The 20,692-nt window shown below is 59.4% G+C and carries 16 protein-coding genes; 6 read left to right on the top strand and 10 right to left on the bottom strand.

Annotated features, from left to right (window positions below):
- Positions 1 to 18: 18 nt before the first annotated feature.
- A complete protein-coding gene (metE, locus tag QLG10_RS06415; protein WP_282486234.1) occupies positions 19 to 2,331 on the bottom strand; it encodes a 5-methyltetrahydropteroyltriglutamate--homocysteine S-methyltransferase in 2,313 nt (770 codons plus the stop codon).
- A gap of 109 nt (positions 2,332 to 2,440) precedes the next feature.
- Between metE and metR the strand changes: the two genes are divergently transcribed.
- Complete coding sequence (gene metR / locus QLG10_RS06410) at positions 2,441 to 3,358, top strand: transcriptional regulator MetR (RefSeq protein ID WP_020800752.1); 918 nt, start codon at positions 2,441 to 2,443, stop codon at positions 3,356 to 3,358.
- Between the two features lie 46 nt (positions 3,359 to 3,404).
- Here the strand turns inward: metR and QLG10_RS06405 are convergent, their stop codons facing one another.
- From QLG10_RS06405 to QLG10_RS06395, 3 genes are all read right to left on the bottom strand, one after another.
- Positions 3,405 to 4,043 carry a LysE family translocator gene (locus QLG10_RS06405; protein ID WP_020800900.1) on the bottom strand — a complete coding sequence of 213 codons (639 nt, stop codon included), beginning with the start codon at positions 4,041 to 4,043 and terminating at the stop codon, positions 3,405 to 3,407.
- Between the two features lie 24 nt (positions 4,044 to 4,067).
- Entirely contained in the window at positions 4,068 to 4,493 is a 426-nt protein-coding gene (locus QLG10_RS06400) for an NUDIX domain-containing protein (RefSeq protein ID WP_110752711.1), read from the bottom strand.
- 185 nt (positions 4,494 to 4,678) lie between these two features.
- Complete coding sequence (locus tag QLG10_RS06395; protein WP_282486226.1) at positions 4,679 to 5,500, bottom strand: carbon-nitrogen hydrolase family protein; 822 nt, start codon at positions 5,498 to 5,500, stop codon at positions 4,679 to 4,681.
- Between the two features lie 118 nt (positions 5,501 to 5,618).
- On the opposite strand from QLG10_RS06395, the gene QLG10_RS06390 reads away from it, so the two are divergent.
- Together QLG10_RS06390 and QLG10_RS06385 are read left to right on the top strand one after the other, a co-directional pair.
- The gene (locus tag QLG10_RS06390) at positions 5,619 to 6,422 is read left to right on the top strand and encodes a helix-turn-helix transcriptional regulator (RefSeq protein WP_110751721.1); all 804 of its coding nucleotides are present in this window, start codon (positions 5,619 to 5,621) and stop codon (positions 6,420 to 6,422) included.
- A gap of 224 nt (positions 6,423 to 6,646) precedes the next feature.
- Entirely contained in the window at positions 6,647 to 8,266 is a 1,620-nt protein-coding gene (locus tag QLG10_RS06385) for an FMN-binding glutamate synthase family protein (RefSeq protein ID WP_188264119.1), read from the top strand.
- A 24-nt stretch (positions 8,267 to 8,290) separates the two neighbouring features.
- Here QLG10_RS06385 and QLG10_RS06380 read toward each other — a convergent pair whose 3' ends face one another.
- The 3 genes from QLG10_RS06380 to QLG10_RS06370 are packed head-to-tail and all read right to left on the bottom strand — an operon-like array spanning position 8,291 to position 11,112.
- Complete coding sequence (locus QLG10_RS06380) at positions 8,291 to 9,799, bottom strand: glucosyltransferase domain-containing protein (protein WP_282486221.1); 1,509 nt, start codon at positions 9,797 to 9,799, stop codon at positions 8,291 to 8,293.
- A complete protein-coding gene (locus tag QLG10_RS06375; protein ID WP_110751715.1) occupies positions 9,800 to 10,741 on the bottom strand; it encodes a glycosyltransferase family 2 protein in 942 nt (313 codons plus the stop codon).
- On the bottom strand, positions 10,738 to 11,112 hold the full coding sequence (locus QLG10_RS06370) for a GtrA family protein (protein ID WP_020800893.1): 375 nt from the start codon (positions 11,110 to 11,112) through the stop codon (positions 10,738 to 10,740). The genes QLG10_RS06375 and QLG10_RS06370 overlap by 4 nt, the downstream gene beginning before the upstream one ends.
- A gap of 249 nt (positions 11,113 to 11,361) precedes the next feature.
- Between QLG10_RS06370 and QLG10_RS06365 the strand changes: the two genes are divergently transcribed.
- On the top strand, positions 11,362 to 12,486 hold the full coding sequence (locus QLG10_RS06365) for an OpgC domain-containing protein (protein WP_110751713.1): 1,125 nt from the start codon (positions 11,362 to 11,364) through the stop codon (positions 12,484 to 12,486).
- A 138-nt stretch (positions 12,487 to 12,624) separates the two neighbouring features.
- Here the strand turns inward: QLG10_RS06365 and QLG10_RS06360 are convergent, their stop codons facing one another.
- Positions 12,625 to 14,046 (bottom strand): amino acid permease, encoded by a 1,422-nt coding sequence (locus QLG10_RS06360; RefSeq protein ID WP_110751711.1) that lies wholly within the window; start codon positions 14,044 to 14,046, stop codon positions 12,625 to 12,627.
- A gap of 416 nt (positions 14,047 to 14,462) precedes the next feature.
- Here QLG10_RS06360 and QLG10_RS06355 point away from each other — a divergent pair, with 416 nt between their 5' ends.
- Together QLG10_RS06355 and QLG10_RS06350 are read left to right on the top strand one after the other, a co-directional pair.
- Entirely contained in the window at positions 14,463 to 14,822 is a 360-nt protein-coding gene (locus tag QLG10_RS06355) for a transposase (protein WP_282486213.1), read from the top strand.
- Between the two features lie 148 nt (positions 14,823 to 14,970).
- Complete coding sequence (locus QLG10_RS06350; protein WP_248677861.1) at positions 14,971 to 18,096, top strand: transglycosylase domain-containing protein; 3,126 nt, start codon at positions 14,971 to 14,973, stop codon at positions 18,094 to 18,096.
- Positions 18,097 to 18,171: 75 nt separating this feature from the next.
- On the opposite strand, the gene QLG10_RS06345 is transcribed toward QLG10_RS06350, so the two are convergent.
- Positions 18,172 to 19,389, bottom strand: a complete 1,218-nt coding sequence (locus QLG10_RS06345; protein ID WP_188264124.1) for a hypothetical protein — start codon at positions 19,387 to 19,389, stop codon at positions 18,172 to 18,174.
- A 38-nt stretch (positions 19,390 to 19,427) separates the two neighbouring features.
- Complete coding sequence (locus QLG10_RS06340; protein WP_282486208.1) at positions 19,428 to 20,675, bottom strand: hypothetical protein; 1,248 nt, start codon at positions 20,673 to 20,675, stop codon at positions 19,428 to 19,430.
- Between the last annotated feature and the right edge of the window lie 17 nt (positions 20,676 to 20,692).

The raw sequence follows: 20,692 nt of genomic DNA, 5'->3' as shown, positions 1-20,692 counted from the left end.
CCGCTCCCGTTGATGCCCTCAAGCCAGTTGGCTACGCAGTTGCCGTGCCGCGGCGACCATGTTCACCAGGGCGGCCTCGGTTTCCGGCCACGCCCGCGTCTTCAAACCGCAATCGGGGTTGACCCACAACCGTTCGGCCGGGATCCGCTTGACGGCCTTGCTGATCAATTTGACCATTTCGGCGGTGTCCGGCACCCGTGGCGAATGGATGTCGTAGACACCCGGACCGATATCGTTCGGGTAGTCGAACGCTTCAAAGGCTTGCAGCAACTCCATGTCCGAACGCGATGTTTCAATGGTGATCACATCGGCATCCATCGCCGCTATGGCTTCAATCACATCGTTGAATTCGCTGTAGCACATGTGGGTGTGGATCTGGGTTTCGTCGCGCACACCGCTGGCGCTCAAGCGGAATGCCTGCACCGCCCAGTCCAGATATTCCTGCCATTGCGCCCGGCGCAGCGGCAGGCCCTCGCGAAACGCCGCTTCGTCGATCTGCACGATCTTGATGCCGGCGGCCTCCAGATCCAGCACTTCGTCGCGCAGGGCCAGGGCCAGTTGCTGCGCCTGCACTTTGCGGGACACGTCTTCGCGGGGGAACGACCACATCAGCATGGTCACGGGGCCGGTGAGCATGCCTTTCATGACCTTGTCGGTCTGGCTTTGCGCGTAGCTGATCCAGTCAACCGTCATGGCTTTGGGACGGCTCAGGTCGCCATAGATGATTGCCGGTTTCACACAGCGCGAACCGTAGCTCTGCACCCAGCCGAAGCGGGTGAAGGCATACCCGTCAAGCTGCTCGGCAAAGTACTCGACCATGTCATTGCGCTCGGCTTCGCCATGCACCAGCACATCCAGCCCCAAGCGTTCCTGAATCTGCACGGCATGGCGGATTTCGTGGTGCATGGCATCGGTGTAATCGTTGGCCGACAGCTTGCCTTGCTTGAAGGCCTGACGCGCCAGGCGAATCGAGCCGGTTTGTGGAAACGAGCCGATGGTGGTGGTCGGGAACGCTGGCAACTTCAAGCGTGCGCGCTGTTGCTCGATGCGTTTGGCAAACGGTGAATGACGCTGGCTGTCCGTGGCAACGATGGCGTTGATCCGCGCCTGTACCTGGGCCTTGTGAATACGTGGCGACTCGGCGCGGCTGGTCGCAATGGCACGGCTTTGAGCCAGCGCCGCTTGCACTTTGGGTGCTTGCGGATCATTCAAGGCATCGCGCAGTACCGCGATTTCGCCACATTTCTGCACCGCAAACGCCAGCCAGCTTTTCAGTTCCGGATCAAGCTTGTCTTCACGCTCCAGGTCCACCGGGCTGTGCAGCAGCGAACAGGAGGTGCTGACCCACAGGTTGTCGCCAAAACGCTCCTGGGCAAATTGCAGTTGCGCCAGCACCGGTTCCAGCTCGCAGCGCCAGACGTTGCGGCCATTGACCAAGCCCACCGAGAGAATCTTGTAGGTTGGCAGCCGATCGAGCACGTGCAGCAGTTGATCCGGCGCACGCACCGCATCGATGTGCAAGCCTTGCACCGGCAGGCCGACAGCCAGGCCGAGGTTGTCCTGCAGGCCGCTGAAGTAAGTGGCCAGCAGCTTTTTCAGCGGCGAGTACTGCAGGATGTGGTAGGCCCGTTCAAAGGCGTTTTTCCATTCCTGCGGCAAGTCGAGGGTCAGGATCGGTTCATCGATCTGTACCCACTCCACGCCTTGGGCAGCGAGACGCACGAGGATCTCGTTGTAGACCGGCAGCAGGCGTTCCAACAGGTCGAGTTTATCGAAGTCCTGGCCTTTGACTTTGCCCAGCCACAGGTAAGTCAACGGGCCGATGATCACCGGCTTGACGGTGTGCCCCAGGGCCTTGGCTTCATCGACTTCATCGAACAGCTGTTCCCAGCTCAGCGTGAACTGCTGGTCAGCGCTGAATTCCGGGACCAGGTAGTGGTAATTGGTGTCGAACCACTTGGTCAGTTCCTGGGCGTATTGCTCTGAGCCCTGCTCCGAGCCGCAGCAGCTCGCCGTGGCGCCACGGGCCATGGCGAACAGCGTGTCGAGGGTCGGCAGGCCACGCTTATCCCGGGTGTTGTCGAAACGCTCGGGGATCACGCCGAAGGCCAGGGAATGAGTCAGTACCTGGTCGTACCAGGCAAAGTCGCCGACCGGCAGCAGGTCGATACCGGCGTCTTTCTGCAATTGCCAGTGGCGGGCGCGCAATTGGCGACCGACGTTTTTCAGCGCCTTTTGGTCGATGTCGCCCTTCCAGTAGGATTCGAGGGCTTTTTTCAGTTCGCGGTCGGCACCGATGCGGGGAAAACCAAGGGTGTGGGCTACGGCCATGTCGAATTGCTCCTGGGTAAAAGATGGCGCTATTGTCGACAGCGAAGCCATCATGAGACAAACTCAACCTTTTCGTGTTGATCACAAGTTTTCCTCATGGAGCCCCACGGTGCTTGAAATCCGTCACCTGAAGACCCTGCACGCCTTGCGCGAAGCCGATAGCCTGGTGGATGCAGCCGACCGCCTGCACCTGACGCAGTCGGCGCTGTCCCATCAGTTCAAGGAACTTGAAGAACGCATGGGCATGCCGTTGTTCGTGCGCAAGACCAAGCCGGTGCGTTTCACCAGTGCCGGCTTGCGGCTGCTGCAACTGGCCGATGCCACCTTGCCGCTGCTGCGCGCCGCTGAGCGCGACATCGCGCGGCTGGCCGGCGGCACCGCGGGACGCTTGCACATGGCCATCGAGTGCCACAGTTGTTTCCAGTGGCTGATGCCGACCATCGACCAGTTCCGCGACGCCTGGCCGGAAGTCGAGTTGGACCTGGCCTCGGGCTTCTCCTTCGCCCCACTGCCCGCCCTGGCCCGTGGCGACCTGGACCTGGTGGTGACGTCCGACCCGGTGGAACTGGTAGGGATCACCTATGTGCCACTGTTTACCTATGAAGCGATGCTCGCGGTGGCGAATCAGCACCGCTTGGCCAGCAAGGCCTACATCGTCCCGCAAGACTTGCTCAGCGAAACCCTGATCACCTACCCGGTGGAACGTGACCGGCTGGATATCTTCACGCGTTTCCTGGAACCGGCCGACGTCGAACCGGCCCAGGTCCGCACCTCGGAACTGACGGTGATGATGATGCAACTGGTGGCCAGCGGGCGCGGCGTGTGCGGCATGCCCCATTGGGCGCTGCATGAATACAGCTCACGGGGCTATGTGAAGGCAAAGCGCCTGGGCGAGAAAGGCCTGTTTGCGACGCTGTATGCGGCGATCCGGGCCGACATGCTCGATGCGCCGTACATGCGGGACTTCTTGCTGACAGCCAAGGACACGTCGTTTTCGACGCTGGATGGGGTTAGCGCGGTGCGCTAGAACACCTCTGTGGCGAGGGGACTTGTCCCCTCGCCACAAAAGCTGTTCAGGCCATCCGTTTTTGCTCGAGCATCAAGCGCAACGCCAGTGCCGACAACACAAAGCCCATGAAATAACGTTGCAATGCCAGCCAGGTCGGATTGCTGACAAACCATGACGCGATGCCCGACGCGAACAGGGCAATCATCAGGTTCACGCAGAAACTGACGCTGATCTGGGTCAGGCCCAGAACGATACTTTGAGTGAACACCGAACCGTGCTCAGGGGTGATGAATTGCGGAAACACCGACAGGTAGAACACCGCAATCTTCGGATTCAGGGCGCTGGTGAGAAAACCCATGGTGATCAACTTGCGCGACGAATCCGGTGGTAGTTGTTGCGCTTCGAACGGCGAACGCGCTCCCGGCTTGACCGCCTGCCAGGCCAGCCACAACAGGTACAGCGCGCCGGCCCACTTCAACACTTCGTAGGCCATCGGCACCGCCAGGAACACGGCGGTCAACCCGGCCGCGGCGGCGAACAGATGCACAAAGAAACCCGCGACCACGCCGAGCAACGAAGTGACCCCGGCCTTGCGGCCCTGGCAAATCGAACGGGAGATCAGGTAGATCATGTTCGGCCCCGGTGTCAGCACCATCAACAACGCAGCGGCGGCGAAAATCAGCAGGTCTTGAAGCGGGATCATGGGCGAAGTCCTTTGCGTAAATGATCAGGCGGTCGCGGTCAGCGTAGCTCGATAAAACGGCAGGATCAGGTCCCGTGTCAATGGCGCCAGAACGACACCACCGTCGGTACCCGGATCAATCCAGAGCACCTCTTCGATCTCGGCGGCCGGGGACACATCGGTGTCAATGGTCAGCAGAAACAGTTCGGCCTGTACGACAAACCCTGGCTCATTGGCGGCAGGGGCCGAGAACTGTCCGAGGAAAGTGGCTTGCGTCGGATCGATGACCAGCCCCAACTCTTCTTCCAGCTCCCGGGCCAGCGCGCTGGCCGGCTGCTCATGGGCCTCGATCTTGCCGCCCGGTTGCATGAATGCCTGGGTGCCGCGCTTGCGCACCAGCAGCGTACGGCCGTCGGGGCCGATCAACAGGGCGGCGGCAATGTGGATAAGTTGGGCGGGAAACGTCGACATGAAAAGAGGCCTTTGACTCAAAGCGGCAAGGATCACATGTCCGCCATCGATGATCAAAGGCTCCGGGTTTGATCGTTCCCACGCTCCGCGTGGGAATGCAGACCGGGACGCTCCGCGTCCCAAATCAAAAGCCGAACGCAGAGCGTCCGTTGATGCATTCCCACGCAGAACGTGGGAACGATCAGTTAACGCGCAGGAATCATCAGCTCCCGCAGTCCACAAGCATGTTCGACCAATTCCCCCGGCAACTTCAGCCGCTGATCATCCAGGTAGCGATAATCCTGACGTGCCGCCGTCAACCGTTTCAGGTCCAGCTCCAGCGCAAACTGCCCCTCGTCACGCCCGGCCTCGAACAACAGCGTGCCCAAGGGATCGACCAACGCACTGCCGCCTGCAAACAACACACCGCCATCGCCCTCTTCCACCCGGTTGACCATCAGTGCAAACGCCTGGTTTTCCTGGGCTCGGGCCATGATCGCGGTGCGGTGAGTCGGACCGTAGGGGTCCATGTTGCCATTGGTCACCAATAACAATTCGGCACCCAGTTGCGCCAGGGCGCGTGCGGTTTCCGGGAACTCGATGTCGTAGCAGATCAGCAAACCAACACGCACCCCGTTCCACAGGCAGGTGGCGAAGCGATCACCGGCTTCATACACGCCTCGCTCCGACGGCCACAGGTGCGTCTTGCGATACTTGAGTGCGATACCCTCTGGGGTAATCAGCAACGTAGTGTTGTAGAACCGGCCGTTGTCGCGCTCGCTGGTGCCGATGACCACGGCAATGTTGCGTTCACGGGCGGCGGCGACGATCGCGCTGACGGTCGGACCCTCCAGCGATTCGGCAACCTCGGCCACGGACTCCGCGCACGGGAAGCCCATCAGGTGGCTTTCCGGGAACATGATCAGTTGCGTATCGGCAGCGCAGGCGTTGATCGCCGCCAGGGCTCGTTCGAGGTTGTAAGCCGTGTCATTGTCACGGCCTGCCAATTGGGCGAGTTCGACTTTCATGGGGAGTCCTTGTTCTGAACGCCGGAAAGATTGCCCGGTCGTTGTGTGTGCGCCAGTATGCGCAGCAAGCACGCGGTCGAAAATCACGCCGCCGGGGTAACACGATAGGGGTAGAGGCATGACACTCGCGTTGGACGACATCGCCTGGCACCGCTCGGTCGGGCAATTGATCGATGCCTTGGACAAGCCCAATTTCTGGACGCAGTTGGTGCGCTTGCTGGATCAATACGTGCCCTGCGACAGCTGGGTGGCCCTGCTGTTCAGCGCCGATCAGCACCCACAGGTGTTCGCCGAATGCCCAGGCATTGACGCCAGCCCCGACCCGCTGTTCCAGGATTACCTGCGCGGCCTGTACCTGCTCGATCCGTTCTACATCGCGTGCCGCGAGCAGTCGCGCAGCGCTTTGTATCGCCTGTCGGAAGTCGCGCCGGAGCATTTCGAACTCACCGAGTACTATCAACGATACTTTCGTGTGAATGTCGTGGCCGACGAAATACAGTTTAATTGCCAATTGGAGGGCGATCGTACCTTGTGCCTGTCACTGGGCAGCCAGCAACGCTTCAGTGCGCAGCAGATTGCCCTGCTTTCGCTGATCCAGCCATGGGTACTCGGGTTGATGCGCCAGCGTCTGCCCCACGAGACCAACGAAGTGCTGGCGGCCTCGGCCCCCGCGCCGGTACAAGGCGACTGGCGCGTGCAGCTGGAAGCTTCGGTGCAACAACTCATGGGCGCACAATTGACCGCCAGGGAGCTGGATGTCGGACGCTTGATGCTCAGCGGCTGCTCCAGCAAGGAAATCGCCCGCAAACTGGAAATCTCCATCGAGACTGTGAAAGTCCATAGGAAACACATGTACAGCAAGCTGGGGATCAAGTCCCAGTCCGAGCTGTTTTCGATTTTTCTCCAGGCCCAAAACGCCTGACATAGCACTGAAATGCGTTCCTATGGAATAGATTCCCAGTGGCGAGGGGATTTATCCCCGATCAGCTACGAAGCAATCACAAAGCTAATGCAGGCGGTATTTCAGTTAAAACCGCAATGAATGGTTTTGGGGCGGCTTCGCCACCCAACGGGGATAAATCCCCTCGCCACCAAAGCCCATGCCACAGGTTTGCAAACCATTAAGTCCGAACCCAAGGAAACCGTATGAGCCTGTCACTCCTGAGCCGCTACGCCTTCTTTGCCGTCTGCGTAATTTTCACCCTCGCCAGCCTGCCCTTCCTGGAGCACGACTGGCTCTGGCCAATCACTGTCGTCACCGGCATCCTCAGCCTGATCGGCATTTTCGACCTACTGCAAAGCCCCCACGCGGTGCGCCGCAATTACCCGATCCTGGGCAACATCCGTTACCTGGTCGAAGCGATTCGCCCGGAAATCCGACAATACCTGCTCGAATCCGACAGCGACGCCCTGCCCTTTTCCCGCGCCCAGCGCTCGCTGGTCTATTCCCGGGCCAAGAATGAGAGCGCCGACAAACCGTTCGGTACATTGATCGACGTGTACCAGTCCGGCTTTGAATTCATCGGCCACTCGATGCGTCCCGCCCCCTTGAGCGACCCCAGCGGTTTCCGCGTCACCGTCGGCGGCCCGCAGTGCACCCAGCCGTATTCGGCGTCGGTGTTCAACATCTCGGCCATGAGCTTCGGCTCGCTCAGCGCCAACGCCATTCGCGCGCTGAACCAGGGCGCCAAGCTCGGCAACTTCGCCCATGACACCGGCGAAGGCAGCATCAGCCCCTATCACCGCGAACACGGCGGCGATCTGACGTGGGAGCTGGGCAGCGGATATTTCGGTTGCCGCACCGCCGACGGGCGCTTCGACCCGGAACGCTTCGCCGCTCAAGCACGAACACCTCAAGTGCGGATGATCGAAATCAAGATGAGCCAAGGCGCCAAGCCGGGCCATGGCGGGATCCTGCCCAAGCACAAGGTCACCCGGGAGATCGCCGACACCCGCGGCATTCTGATGGGCGAAGACTGCATCTCGCCGTCGCGCCACAGCGCGTTTTCCACGCCGATAGAGCTGATGCATTTCATCCAGCAATTGCGCGAGTTGTCCGGCGGTAAACCGGTGGGCTTCAAATTTTGCCTGGGGCATCCGTGGGAGTTCATGGGCATCGCCAAGGCCATGCTCGAGACCGGCATTCTTCCGGACTTCATCGTCGTCGACGGCAAGGAAGGTGGCACCGGAGCCGCGCCCGTGGAATTCACCGACCACATCGGCGTGCCGATGCGCGAAGGTTTGTTGTTCGTGCACAACACCTTGGTGGGCTTGAACCTGCGGGACAAAATCAAGCTCGGCGCCAGCGGCAAGATCGTCAGCGCGTTCGATATCGCCAGCGTGCTGGCCATCGGCGCCGACTGGGCCAACTCGGCGCGCGGGTTCATGTTCGCCATCGGCTGCATCCAGTCGCAAAGCTGCCACACCAACAAATGCCCGACCGGCGTCGCCACCCAGGATACGTTGCGCCAGCGCGCGCTGGTGGTGCCGGACAAAGCCCAACGTGTCTACAACTTCCATCGCAACACCCTCAAGGGCCTGGCTGAGATGCTTGCCGCCGCGGGCCTTGAACACCCATCGCAGCTGTCAGCCAAGCACTTGGTACGGCGCATGTCGGCAACCGAGATCAAGTTGTTTTCACAGCTGCACGTGTTCCTTAAACCAGGAGAGTTGCTGACCGGTGAAATCAATGGCGAGTTCTACTCGCGGATGTGGCAGATGGCACGGGCGGACAGTTTCGAGCCCAATGAGGTGGCGGCGGCCTGACCTTCTCGGCCTCGACATTGCGCGTCACCAACGCAGCGATTTGATCGGGGCCGGCTCCTTCATGACGATGAAGCCGTAATCGCCAATCAGGTAAATCCGGTAGAACTGGCTTTCCACCACGGGTGTGTAGTCTAGATAACCCACCCGTGTCGCGTTGCGTCGCTCCTTCTCCGCGACCACGTTGGTGATGCCCACTTTCGGCAGGTTTTCAGCCAGCATGTAGAAGTCGACGTTCAGCAGATAATGCAGCACCGGCAGTTGCTTGAACGAACCCGCGGCTCCCAGCAGCCAGTGATCGGAATAGGTCACCGACATGTAGATGCGCTTGGCGTCACGCAAGGGTTGATGGCTGGCGATGTCGCGTTCAAGGCTGTTCAGCGCACTGCTGGCGAAGGCCTTTTGCACCGTCAGGACCCGGCCATAGGCAAACGACAACGACAGCATGGCCAGCAGCGGCACCAGCAACAACAGAGGCAGGCGTTCATGAAGCATTGCCAGCGCCAGATGACTCAAATAGAACAGCAGCACCAGCAACACCGCAAACCCCATCAAGGTCCTCGCGCCTTCGTTGAAGTCGCGAAAGAACAGCGCGACACCGGACACCAGCAACACCACGACCGGTACGGTCAGCAGACACAGCAGGCCGATCAGGAGCTTCTTCGATCCGCTGTCCTTGCGCCTCATAATCTCCAATGCCAGGCAAACAGCACCGGCAACGGCGCACAGCAACAATCCGGCAGACACCCAGGCAAATCCGCCATGGAACAGCAGCACGACTTTCTCCAGCACTCGCGCGATGTTCATGTGGATTTGCAGCAAAGGCTGCGCTGCCCCGTTGAGCAACAACGTGCGGCCCTGTCCCATGAAGGGAAATGCACTGACGCCGTAAATCAGCCAGCCGAGAAGCAGTTGGGCAATCCTCCAGCCGATCAAGCCGCCCCACCGCTCCCAGCCCACTTGGTCGTTGACCGCCCTGAGTACTTCCAGACAGCACAGGCCAAGAAACACATTGATGCTGACTTGATACAGGCCCAGCGCCAGTGCGATCAGGAAGGAAGGCACCAGCCATTGCAAAATGCGTGAAGGGTGATGAAACGTGATGGCGTAGATCACCGCCACCACGCTCAAGGTCATGATCGGACCGTCGTATTGATAGGTCAGGTTTTGCAGGAAGAACGGATTATAAAAAAGCGGTAACAACACCAGGCAGCAACTGATGGTTGGCTGGCGGAAGTGATGAAAGGTCAGGCTGGTCAGTGCCCAGGACATGGCCAGGGTGGCGATCAACAGCGGCAGGGGAAAGATGTTCGGCGCGCCGTTGCTGAAGGTCAGCGCTTTGTAGAACAACTCGGCGAACAATCGCCCTTCCTTTGCCCAGGCCATACCGGCCGAGAGCGAACGCCAGTTGTCATCAATGTAGGGAAAATCCGCGAGGATCAGCGGCAGGACATACACGAAGGTCGCGAACAGAAAAAACAGCCAGGCCTGGCGTCGAGTGAGTTCCTTGATGAAGAAATCGCTGAACCTGCCCATTTAGGGTTTGCGCCTGTCTTTGCCGCCGACGATGTCCTTCACCACATAACGCGGCCGGTGCTTGGCCTCTATGTAGATCCGGCCAACGTATTCGCCGAGGATGCCGATGCCGATCAGTTGCACACCGCCGAGAAACAGGATGGCAGTCATCAACGAGGGGTAACCGGGCACGCTGTTCCCAAAGAAAATCTTGTCCAGCACCATGTACACCGCGTAAAGCACCGCAAAAATCGAAATCCCGCCGCCGACGTAAGTCCACAGGCGCAGCGGCACAGTGCTGAACGACGTCACACCCTCCAGTGCCAGGTTCCACAATTTCCAGACGTTGAACTTGCTGCTGCCTGCCACGCGCTCGGCCCGCTCGTATTCCACCACCACCGTGTTGAACCCGGCCCAGGACAGGACGCCTTTCATGAACAATTGATGCTCGGGCAAGGTGCGGATCACGTCCACCACCTTGCGGTCCATGAGCCGGAAGTCACCGACGTTCTCTTCGATCCGGGTGTAGGAAATTCGATTCAACAGGTGATAGAACAGCGCCGCGCTGTGGCGCTTCAAGTAACTGTCGGAGGTGCGGTCGCGGCGCTTGGCCAGAACCACGTCCGCGCCTTGTTGCCATTGCTCGATCAACAGCGGGATGACGCTGATAGGGTCCTGCAGATCGACGTCCATCGGGATGACCGCATCGCCGCTGGCATATTCCAGCCCGGCAAACAGCGCCGGCTCTTTACCGAAATTGCGCGAGAAATTGATCAGCATCACCTGTTCGTCCCTCTGCGCCAGGGCCGCGGCCTGTGCGGCAGTGCCATCGGTGCTGCCGTCATTGATAAACACGATCTCGACCTCGGCACCGTCGAGTTTCAATTCGCGTCGTACCGCCTCGTAAAACAGATTGATTGCCTGTTCTTCGTTGAACACCGGGACGATAAGCGAAACCTTCATGAATCACGCTCACGAAACACCACGTATTTGGAAAACAGGAAACCCAGCACCAGGCTCAGGCCGGAAAACAACGCCACGGTCAGCAGGCCATGCAAGCGCCAGACATCGCCGGCATGACCGACGCCGAAGCTGAGTGCCCCCATCGCCAGCATGAACGACAGGTAGCCGCCAACCGACGCCTTGGCGTCAAAGGTATAGAGCGCGTTCATATAAAAGGAAAACGAGGCCGCCACGCAAAAGGCTGCCAGGTTACTGGCCGCTTGCGTGAAGCCGGCAGCCACGCTCAAGAGAAAAAAGATCTGCCAGTGAATCAGCGTATTCGCAACGCCAATCACCGTATAGCTGGACAAGCCTTTGCATGAAAGCCTCATGTAACGCTCCTGCGACAGAACGCTGAACACACAGGTATTTGAGCTTGTCTACTGTCAGAAATCGCAGGTCGACCAACCTTTCAGACCAGCGGTCGGGACTAGCAACCAGGGCAGGAGACATTCCGAAATACCCCGCCTTTGCAATTGCCGGCGAATCAGTCCACCCTGCGCGCCGCCAATATGCGGCGCGCAACTTTTTTGCGCCTTCGGCTAATCCTTTGTTCAATACCTGTCTACGAGCCTGACGTCATGACGCTAGCGCGCGATCATCGGATCGATTTTTTTCGCGGCCTGGCACTGATCTTCATTTTCTGGGATCACGTGCCCCACAACCCATTGGGTCAAATCACGCTGCGCAACTTCGGCTTCAGCGATGCCGCCGAAGTCTTCGTGTTCCTCGCCGGTTACGCGGCCGTACTGGCCTACGGCAAAGTCCTGGCGCGCGAGGGCTTTTTGATCGCTTGTGTGAAAATCCTGCGCCGCGCCTGGGTGCTCTATGTGGTGCACATCTTCCTGCTGGCGATGCTGATGGGCATTGTGTTCTTCGCCAACAGCCACGTGGAAACCCGCGACCTTGTGGAAGAAATGGGCATGCATCATTTCATCAGCGACCCTCAGCAGGCCCTGATCGATGAATTGTTGCTGCGTTTCAAGCCGAACCTGATGGACCCGCTGCCGCTGTATATCGTGCTGCTGGCGGGCTTGCCGCTGGTGCTGCCGATATTGGTACGCAAGGTCTGGCCGGTGGTGGCGGTGTCCTTTGCGCTGTACATGACTGTGCCGTTGTTCGGCTGGAACCTGGCGGCGATCAAGGATGGCGTCTGGTACTTCAACCCCGTGGCCTGGCAACTGCTGTTTGTCCTAGGCGGTGCGGCAGCGATGCATGCTCAACGCCCTCGCGTGCCCGACATCCGGCCGCTGGTGCGCCAGCCGTTGTTCATGATGGCGGCGGTGTATTGCGTAATCGCCGCGGTGCTGACCATCGCCTGGCGCTGGCCGCAGATCCACGACGCCCTGATGCCCGCCAGCCTGGGCAATCTGCTGTATCCGATCAGCAAGACCAACCTGTCGCCGGTGCGTCTGCTGCACTTCCTGGCGCTGGCCTACGTCACCGCGAAGCTGTTGCCCAACACCGGCTGGACGCAAAACTGGCTGGCGCAGCAGAGCTGTCGCATGGGGCGTTTTTCATTGGAGATTTTCTGCCTGGGCGTGTTGCTGGCGCCTCTGGCGGACATGCTCAACGCGCTGACCGACGATGCCTTCGCCATGCAAATCTTCACCGCGTTGGTAGGGGCCGGGTTGATGGCGTTGCTGGGGGCGTGGCTTGAGTTCAACAAGCGCTTGAATCGACCGGCTTCAGCGGTCGCCGCCTAGTAGGAGCTGGCTTGCCAGAGAAGGCACCCGAAAGTGCGGCGCAATGCCCAAGGACGCCTTCGCCGGCAAGCCGGCTCCTACAGGATAAAAAAAGCCCCGATCATTCGATCGGGGCTTTTGCATTTCAGGCGTTACGATTTACGAAACCGGACGCACCGCACCCTGCGCGATATTGGTCGGTTGCAGCTTGAACATGTAGAACAACACTGTCAGCAGCACCAGGAACGCAGGCCCCACATACAGCGCCACGCGCGTGTCCGGGAAATACGCCATCAGGCCGACCACCAGCACCAGGAACGCCAGCGCCAGGTACGAGCTGATCGGGAACAACCACATGCGGTATTTGAGGCCGGCACGCTCGCTGGCGCTCAGGCCTTTGCGGAACTTGAGCTGGGCCAGCAGGATCATCACCCAGGTCCAGATTGCGCCGAAGGTGGCAATCGCCGTCACCCAGACAAACACCTTCTCAGGCACCAGGTAGTTGAGCAACACGCCCAGCAGCAGGGCGCCAATCGACAGCAGCAAGGCCCGACGCGGCACGCCATTGCTGGAAGTCTTGGCAAAGCCGGCCGGGGCCTGGCCATTCTGCGCCAGGCTGTAGAGCATGCGCCCGGTGCTGAAGATACCGCCGTTGCAGGACGACAGCGCGGCAGTGATCACCACGAAGTTGATGATGCCCGCGGCAGTCTTGATGCCCAGACGCTCGAAAGTCATCACGAACGGGCTGCCCTGGGTGCCGATTTCGTTCCACGGGTAGATCGACAGGATGACGAACAGCGCGCCGACGTAGAACAGCAGGATCCGCCAGAACACCGAGCCGATGGCGCTGGGGATGGTCTTCTGCGGATTCTTCGCTTCACCGGCGGTCAGGCCGATCATTTCCACGCCGAGGTAGGCGAACATGACCATTTGCAGGGACATCAATACGCCCTGCACACCGTTTGGCATGAAGCCGCCGTGGGTCCAGAGATTGGAAATCCCCAGGGCCACACCCTCGTTGCCGAAACCGAATGCGATGATGCCGATACCACCGAACACCATCGCAATGATGGTGACGATCTTGATCAGGGCGAACCAGAACTCGAATTCACCGAAGGCTTTCACCGCGATCAGGTTGATCGAACCCATGCTGACCAATGCCGCCAGCGCCCATATCCAGCGCGGCACATCAGGGAACCAGACGCCCATGTACACCGCCACGGCAGTGATTTCCGCGACACAGGTCACCAGCCACAGGAACCAGTAGTTCCAACCGGTCAGGAAGCCCGCCAATGGGCCGAGGTAGTCTTGGGCGTAACGGCTGAACGAGCCGGCGACCGGGTTGTGCACGGCCATCTCGCCGAGCGCACGCATGATCACCAGGATGGCCAGGCCGCCGATGATGTAGGACAGCATGATGGCCGGGCCAGCCATTTCAATGGCCTTGGCCGAACCCAGAAACAGACCGACGCCGATACAGGCACCGAGTGCCATCAAGCGAATATGCCGTTCGCCGAGTTCACGTTTGAGCGGGCCGCCCTGAGCGGTCTCGCCGTGGGGCAGGTGATTGCCTACGGGCATGGGGTACAACCTCGTCTTGTTATTGGATATATCCACCGAGTGGCGAAGCGTTGACCGATAAGCCATCGCCTGCCTTGACCGACTCTGCTTCGTGGGCAGGGCCGTCTTGCAGGAAAACCTGCGAGATCAGCGGGGGCAGTAGTATAAAAAGCTGATGGTAGAGATTTTCACTCTATACACAACAAAAATCAGGAATAAATCTCGGCAAAACCCCCATTCACGGAGATGAATTATCTGATCCTTGTAGGATTTTTCGCTTTTGAAACGATGCCGAATATTGCGCGGTATTTGGCACAGCCGTGGCGAGGGGATTTATCCCCGCTGGGTCGCAAAGCGGCCCCTGCGCCCATTCAGATAGATTGAGTTGTCAGAATTTACGACTGCTGCGCAGCCGAGCGGGGTGGTGCGGCATTCCGATGAATCCCCTCGCCACAGGGGCAACCTCACCAATCCTTCATGACAATCAGAATATTCACTCGGAGCCAGTGAGCTCAATTGCCTGGGTTGTCATGCCCGATCACTTTCATTGGCTGATGCAGTTGCACGACGGCAATCTAGGGAGCGTTATCGGCGCCACCAAGGCCAGCAGCACCCAAGCCGTGAACAACATGACTGGTCGGTGTGGCCCACTCTGGCAAACCGGCTATCACGATCGGGCTATCCGCGATGGTGAAGATCTCTTGCCGTTCGCACGCTATATCGTTGCCAACCCATTGCGTGCAGGACTTGTAGAAAAATTCGGCGACTACCCGCTTTGGGATGCCAGTTGGCTGTGATGTATCACTTACGTGACAAACAAATTTTTTATGGTGGAGATGAAAGTGGATCCACGATGATTGGGGCTTCACTATTTTTTCACCAACGCCAACCACCGACTAAGCTTCAGACAAGTCCGATCAATCTGCGTGAATGGATCAATCGACTATGGGCGCTTTACAGCAAACCGATTCGAGTACAACCGTGGTCCAGACTGAACCCGTGGATGAAGCGCCATTACCTGAAAAACCCCCTCGCAGCCGCGTCAAGCACGGCTGGAAAGCGTTTTGGCTTTTGTTGGTCATCATTGCGATTGTCGTGGGTCTGGCAGCGTCCAAGGAGATGCGCACCTCGAGGTTTCAAGCCAGGGAAGTCAGCAAGTTTGCCAAAACCCTGAGCTATGAACTCAAACCCGGCCCCAGCGACGCCATTCACTACCCTGGCGCGGGTCCATTCGACGTGCGCCTGGGTTATAGCTCGCTGGACGAATTTCTCCCGCGGCTGCTCAAGCGTGACTACGTCATTTCTGCCCAGACCCGGTTTTCCAAGGCTTTGATGGACTACACGGACAAGGGCCTGTTCGTGCCCTATGCGGAGAAAATCCAGGCAGGGCTGTCAATCACCGATTGCCGCGCCAACCCCTTGTACCAATACAAGTATCCGCAACAGCTCTATTCCAGCTTCGAGGCGATCCCGCCGGTGGTGGTCAACAGCCTGCTGTTCATCGAAAACCGGTTTTTGCTCGACCCTCGCCAGCCTCTTGCCAACCCGGCCGTGGACTGGCCGCGGTTCGGCATGGCGGCCTATACCCAGGTCGCCAAGATGCTGCACCTGCCCGGTCAATCGGCAGGTGGCAGCACCCTGGCCACGCAACTGGAAAAGTATCGGCATTCACCCGATGGGTTGACCGTCTCGGGTGGGGAAAAAATTCGCCAGATGATTTCCGCCACCGTGCGCGCCTATCAAGATGGTCCGCAAACGCTCAAGGCCCGGCAGAACATAGTGCGCGACTACCTCAATAGTGTGCCGCTGTCGGCGGTACCGGGCCACGGTGAAGTCCATGGCATGGCCGAGGGTTTGCGCGTGTGGTATGGCGCCGATTTCAACAAGGCCAACGAAACCCTGGCGAGCGACGCCACGGATCCGAAAAGCCTGGCGGAAAAAGGCCTGGCCCTGCGCGAGATGCTGTCGTTGATGATTGCCCAGCGCCGCCCGTCCCATTACTTGACCAAAGGCCACGATGAACTGGCCGAGCTCACCGACAGCCACATTCGCCTGCTGGCACAAAACGGCGTGATCGATGCGCCCTTTGCCGCCGCGGCCCTGGCCAGCAAAGTCACGTATCGCGACTGGGCGACCCAACCGACCATTCAACCGATCGAAACCAACAAAGGCATCAGCGTGGCCCGCAGCCGCCTGGCCGGGTTGCTCAATCGTCCGTTGTACGATCTCGATCGGCTCGACCTCTCTGCCACCAGCACCCTGCAAGGCGAGCTGCAAACCCAGGCCACCGCCTACCTCAAACGCCTGGCCGACCCGGCCTATGCCGCTGAAGTCGGCTTGATGGGCGAGCGCTTGCTGACCCCCACCAGCACCGCCCAGGTGCGCTACAGCTTCACGCTGTTCGAGCTGACACCGGATGGCTCACGGGTGCGAGTCCAAACCGACAGCACCGATCAACCGTTCGACATCAATGAAGGCAGCAAGCTGGAACTGGGCTCCACGGCGAAAATGCGCGTGCTGACCACTTACCTGCAGATCATTGCCGAGTTGCATGACAAATACGGCGAGATGTCCGTTCCGGACCTGAAGAAAGTCGAGATACCGGAACAGGATCGCCTGAGCCGCTGGGTGGTCGATTACTTGATCCAGAACAAAGACCACAGCCTGCAACCCATGCTCGGCGCCGCGCTGGATCGTAAGTATTCCGCCAGCCCCGGCGAAGCGTTTTTCACCGGTGGCGGCTTGCACACGTTCAATAACTTCCGCAAGGAAGACAATGGTCGCAACCCGACCCTGCGCGACGCCCTGCGCGAGTCGATCAACCTGCCGTTCATTCGGCTGATGCGCGACCTGGTGCGCTACACCACGTATTCCGGCCCCAACAACCGGGCCGAATTGCTCAAGGACGACCGCGACCCTCGGCGTCAGGAATACCTGGCCTCGTTTGCCGACCGCGAGGGCACGTCGTTCCTGCTCAAGTTCTGGAAGAAATACAAGAACAAGGACACCCAGGCGCGACTCGAGACCTTCCTCGACAGCATGCGCCCGACCCCGATCCGCCTGGCCGCCGTGCACCGCTACCTGCTGCCGCAGGCCAGCCAGCAGAGCTTCAACACCTTTGTGCGCTCGCACCTCACCGGCGAAAAATCCAGCATCGACAAGGAAAAACTCACCGACGAGCGCCTCGAACGCCTGTACCTGGCTTATGGACCCGGCACCTACGACTTGCCCGACCAGGGGTTCATTGCCAAGGTCCACCCGCTGGACCTGTGGCTGATGGGCTACCTGCTGACCCACCCGGACGCCACCTTCAAGGACATCGTCAAAGCCAGCCAGTTCGAGCGCCAGGAAGTCTACAGCTGGTTGTTCAAGAGCCGGCACAAGGGCGCACGCGACAACCGCATCCGCACCATCCTGGAGATCGAAGCCTTCCTCGACATCCACCAGCGCTGGCAGCAAGTCGGCTATCCATTCGATCACCTGGTGCCTTCGCTGGCCACCGCCATCGGCAGCTCCGGTGACCGACCGGCCGCACTGGCCGAGCTGATCGGCACCATCCTCAACGACGGGGTGCGCATGCCGACGTTGCGCATCGACAGCCTGCACTTCGCGGCGAACACGCCCTATGAGACCAAACTGATCAATGACCCGGACGTTGGCAAACGGGTAATGCCGTCCGAGGTTGCCAAGGCCATGCGCGAAGCCTTGTCCCAGGTGGTGGACGCTGGTACGGCCAAGCGCGTCGCCGGCAGTTTCATCACCCCCGATGGCAAGCCGTTGGCCATGGGCGGCAAGACCGGCACCGGCGACAACCGCATTGAAGCGATCGGCTCGGGCGGTCGGATCCTGAGTTCGAAGTCGATCAACCGTACGGCCACCTTTGTGTTCTACATCGGCGACACCCACTTCGGCACCTTGACCGCCTTCGTGCCGGGGCGCACGGCCGAGGCCTTCAAGTTCACCTCGGCGTTGCCAGTGCAAGTGCTCAAGGGCATGGCACCGATCCTGACGCCATACCTGCAACCGGGAAGTCACACCGAGTGCCTTCCTGTTGAAGTCGCCCGACGCTAATCCCGGGTGATAATTCATTGTTGTCGGCAGAACTCGCCCTGAAGGCTTTACGCCTTCAGGGCAGGCGTTTTTCCATCACACTTCGGAATCCCAAATCACGATGATGTTGCCACTGTATTGTTTGGAGGGTTCGCCGGGCTTGATCATGTAGTCCACGTAGTAAGGTGAAATTTCGAAGTGCAGGGTGCCGGGTGCGCGATCCACATAAAAACCGGGGTTGAATGTCTGGGCATTCGCCTGCCCGACATGCAATGGACGCCGCGTGACCGGTTGCCCGAAGGTATCCGTCAAACCGTTGGGCAAGGTGACGCTCAGTTTCACCACGGCAGCTCGCTGTGAAACGGGGTCGCGAATCATGCAATCGGTTAATCCGGTGATTTGACACTGAAGCTGCATCTTGAAACGGCTGGACGAAGAAATGTTGAAGGTTTGATCACGAAACAACCGGGTCGGTTTTCGCCCCTGGGTCAGCCAGGCCTGCCATCCCCCTGGCGGAACAAGCTCCACTTTGTCGCCGCCTGGGGGAATATCCACCTTCAAGGTGTGCTCGACATCCAACGTGAAGTTGAGGGTGATCAGATCGTCGTCAGGCAACATGACATCGCCCATGTCGAAATCCTGATGTGGCCCGACGGTGTAATTCAGTACGCCACGATAGGTGCCTGCCGACATCTTGAGCGGGTTGGGCGTGGCCAGCTCGTAGCTGAACCCGGTGTTTTCATAAGCGAACTGGTAGTCCTGGGTGATGTCTTTTTGTGCCTGCTTGGCGCACACCCCCGCATTGGCCGGCACTCGCCAGAAGAACGCATAGTACAAGGCAGTGCCATACCCCACCCCGCCATATCCACAGGGGGGCGGCGCATTGACCCAGGTACTTTGCCAGATCCCCGTGGGCAGAGGCTTCTTGATCGTGTACGCGGCCCCGATCCCGTTCACGCGTATCCTGAGCGTCTCGGACTCTCCGGTCACGTCGTGCACCACCGTGACGTCTCGCCAGGATGAAGGAACCCGGAACATCGGGCCCCGACGCTGCTCATGCATCGCCGGTATGTCTGCCGCCACCCGGAAGCGAACGGGCAACAAAATGCTGAAAACGCCCGCCTCGCAGTACTCGGGGTGATCTCCGCAATACCCGCCCTGAGGGGTCGTATTGATAAAGGTGTTTTGCATCGGCTTCGCCGGATCGGGACGAAATACCGCGGTCATTTCAACGGTGCTGGCGAGCGCGCTCTGCATGAGCGCACCCGCCAGACCCACCCCGGTCAGCTGGATGATTTTCCTGAGTATTTCCATGATTGCTGCACTCCTTTTCACTGCATTGGCGCAAGACACTAAACTTCTGAATCCCATATAACCGTCACGCGTCCCGAATACCGTCGTTGTTGTCCGGGGCTAATCATTTCTGCCACTTCACTGGCGGGTATTTCGAAATGCATCGTTCCCGGTTTGCGATCCACATAAATCCCTGGCATGAACAACTGCGTGCCACTGCCGTCCAGGCGCAATGGCCGACGATTGACAGGTTGGCCGCCCGCGTCCGTCAAGCCATGGGGCAGACTGACGCCAACGTTCAATGGCACAAAGTCGCCGGACAACGGTTCATTTAGCGAGCAGGTATTGCCCAGGACGTACTGGCACTGCAACTGCATCTTGAAACGTGAACTGGCGGAAATATTGAAGGTCTGGTCGCGGAACAGGCGCGTCGGTTTGCGCCCTTGCGTCAACCAGGATTGCCAGCCACCCTGCGGGACCAGTTCAACACGGCTTCCACCAGGAGGCACCTCGACCTTGAGGGTGTGCTGTACGTCCAGGGCGAAGTTCAACGTCAATGAAGGACTGCTGGGCAGCATGATGTCGCCCAAGTCGAAATCGCCGTGGGGGCCGATCGTGTAGGTCAAGTTACCTAGATATTTTCCCGAGGACATGCCCAAAGGGTTAGGGGTCACCAATTCATACGCAAAATCGACATATTCGTAACGCATCCACGGCACGTCGAATTTCGCCTGTTTCTGGCATGAAACTTCAGAAGGTGTTTTCCAGAAAAAACGATACCTTTGTGGCGCAAAAAAACCCACGCCACTGTATAGGCAGGGTGATGGCGCATTCACCCAACTGCTGCCCCACAATTTATTATGGGCCTCTCGATAATCGTTACCTGCGCCCACCAGCTGAATCACATCGTCAGTGACATAAGCAGAGCCGAACCCGGCGATTCGAACCTTCACTGTTTCCGGTTCGCCAGTCGTTTCATGAATGACCGTCAGCTCTCGCCATTGTGCCGGGACCTTGATCATCGCGCCTTGCCGGGCATCACCATGATTGGCCACGATTGGCCCACTGGAGTCGAACTCGATGGGCACCCGCAGGCTGAACATCCCGTTGTCCCGGCATTCGCTGGGATAGCTGGCGCAGTAACCACTGGGAGGGGTGTCATTCTGGAATTGGTTACGCTGCGGATTCGCCGAGTCCGGCTTGAACGAGGCTTGAATTTGTACCTCTTGCGCCCATACCGATGACAGCGATCCCAGGAGCACGGCCATTGCGCCCGCCCATGGTTGTAACGCTTGAAAACGAATCATCCCTTGCGCCCCACACA

This window comes from Pseudomonas sp. V98_8, assembly GCF_029967975.1.
GTDB lineage: Bacteria > Pseudomonadota > Gammaproteobacteria > Pseudomonadales > Pseudomonadaceae > Aquipseudomonas > Aquipseudomonas umsongensis.
The sequence above is the reverse complement of the archived record's forward strand: the minus strand, read 5'-3'. Positions and strand labels throughout refer to the sequence as shown.

Bases quoted from the DNA above. Each gene is read 5' to 3' on its own strand.
- QLG10_RS06340 (WP_282486208.1), bottom strand. From the start codon at position 20,675: ATGATTCGTTTTCAAGCGTTACAACCATGGGCGGGCGCAATGGCCGTG.
- QLG10_RS06345 (WP_188264124.1), bottom strand. From the start codon at position 19,389: ATGGAAATACTCAGGAAAATCATCCAGCTGACCGGGGTGGGTCTGGCG.
- QLG10_RS06385 (WP_188264119.1), top strand. From the start codon at position 6,647: ATGAGCCTGTCACTCCTGAGCCGCTACGCCTTCTTTGCCGTCTGCGTA.
- metE (WP_282486234.1), bottom strand. From the start codon at position 2,331: ATGGCCGTAGCCCACACCCTTGGTTTTCCCCGCATCGGTGCCGACCGC.
- QLG10_RS06360 (WP_110751711.1), bottom strand. From the start codon at position 14,046: ATGCCCGTAGGCAATCACCTGCCCCACGGCGAGACCGCTCAGGGCGGC.
- QLG10_RS06350 (WP_248677861.1), top strand. From the start codon at position 14,971: ATGGGCGCTTTACAGCAAACCGATTCGAGTACAACCGTGGTCCAGACT.
- QLG10_RS06355 (WP_282486213.1), top strand. From the start codon at position 14,463: ATGAATCCCCTCGCCACAGGGGCAACCTCACCAATCCTTCATGACAAT.
- QLG10_RS06380 (WP_282486221.1), bottom strand. From the start codon at position 9,799: ATGGGCAGGTTCAGCGATTTCTTCATCAAGGAACTCACTCGACGCCAG.
- QLG10_RS06390 (WP_110751721.1), top strand. From the start codon at position 5,619: ATGACACTCGCGTTGGACGACATCGCCTGGCACCGCTCGGTCGGGCAA.
- QLG10_RS06400 (WP_110752711.1), bottom strand. From the start codon at position 4,493: ATGTCGACGTTTCCCGCCCAACTTATCCACATTGCCGCCGCCCTGTTG.
- QLG10_RS06405 (WP_020800900.1), bottom strand. From the start codon at position 4,043: ATGATCCCGCTTCAAGACCTGCTGATTTTCGCCGCCGCTGCGTTGTTG.
- QLG10_RS06395 (WP_282486226.1), bottom strand. From the start codon at position 5,500: ATGAAAGTCGAACTCGCCCAATTGGCAGGCCGTGACAATGACACGGCT.
- QLG10_RS06370 (WP_020800893.1), bottom strand. From the start codon at position 11,112: ATGAGGCTTTCATGCAAAGGCTTGTCCAGCTATACGGTGATTGGCGTT.
- QLG10_RS06365 (WP_110751713.1), top strand. From the start codon at position 11,362: ATGACGCTAGCGCGCGATCATCGGATCGATTTTTTTCGCGGCCTGGCA.
- QLG10_RS06375 (WP_110751715.1), bottom strand. From the start codon at position 10,741: ATGAAGGTTTCGCTTATCGTCCCGGTGTTCAACGAAGAACAGGCAATC.